Origin of the sequence: Thalassotalea sp. G20_0 (genome assembly GCF_017744175.1) — a bacterium.
Classification (GTDB): domain Bacteria; phylum Pseudomonadota; class Gammaproteobacteria; order Pseudomonadales; family Endozoicomonadaceae; genus Endozoicomonas.
In genome coordinates, this window is the sequence record NZ_JAGHQV010000208.1 from 1 (window position 1) to 1,289 (window position 1,289).

The 1,289-nt window shown below is 52.1% G+C and carries 1 protein-coding gene; it reads left to right on the top strand.

All coding sequences use genetic code 11. The annotated features are described in order from the left end of the window. Positions 1 to 1,289, top strand: a 1,289-nt coding sequence (locus tag J7438_RS25550; RefSeq protein ID WP_209278856.1) for a phage tail tape measure protein, incomplete at both ends; no start/stop codon positions are given.

Consider the following 1,289-nt stretch of genomic DNA (forward strand, 5'->3'; position numbering starts at 1 on the left):
GGGCTGGCGGCCACCGGGTTTCTGATTTATGAGAGCCTGACACCGGCCATTGAGATGAACCGGGCTCTGGCAGAAACCCGGAGCATTGGGGTTCAGGAATCCGCATTAAAGCAATTAAACGACACCGCTCTGGAACTGTCCGCTACCTATGGCGTGGTGGCTGCTGAAGTAGTGGGTTCTGGAACCCAGATCAGCAAAGCCATCAAGGGCCTGACCGGTGATGAGCTGGCCGCTTTTACCAGTGCCTCCGCAGTTTTGGCCAGCACTACCAAGGCCGGAATGGATGAAACCAGCCTGTATATCACTCAGATGTACGAACGGTTTAAAGGGACAGCGGATGCCATGGGAAAATCCCAGTGGGTTGAGCAACTGGTGGGGCAGACCAACTATCTGCAAAAAGAATTAGGTACCAATACCGCCGATATTGCCGATGCCATGCAAGGTTTGAACAACCTTGGCTCCGGCCTGGGAGTGGCTATGGAGGAGCAGCTGGCAATCATGGCAACACTCAGTAAATCCACCGGAATCGCTGACGCTGAAGCCCAATATACCAACTTTCTCGAATACGCCGTTGCAGCTCAAGATAAGCTCGGAATGTCGTTTACAGACAGCAACGGGCGATTGCTCCCGATGCTGGATATTCTCTCCAAACTCCAGACCGAATTTGGAGACCTCAGCGGAGCCAATACCTGGGCAATTCTTGATGATGCGTTTGGGGATGGCTCCAAACTCATTCAACAATTAAGCAAAGACACCGTAGGACTCGGTAAAACCATCAGTGATCTGAACAACATTACCAGTATGTCCACCGCAGCAGAAGCAGCGGAAGCCATGACCGATCCATGGCAACAGTTAGCCAGTTCTATCAATGCGGTACGCATTGCTATGGGACAAGCCTTGCTCCCGGTTATAGAACCCGTTATCCAATGGTTTGCAGAAATGGCTCAAGAAGTTCTGCTACTGATCAAACTGTTCCCCAATATCACCAAGGTCATCACCACCACCGGGTTGGTGATTCTGCTGCTGGCTGCCAGTATGGCCACCCTCACCATTGCGGTTGGTCTGGGAAAAGCCGCTTGGGCTGGCTGGATTCTTACCATGCAGGTTTTGCGAGGCGTCACCATGGCATTCACCGCCGTTCAATGGCTGCTTAATGCCGCTTTTGTAGCTTCTCCCATTGGTTTGATTGTGTTGGGCATCACCGCTCTGGCCATGGCGTTATATATGGCATGGCAAGGAGTGAAACTGCATGGCCTAGCGCGGTACGACCGTAATTATCAGGAATATTG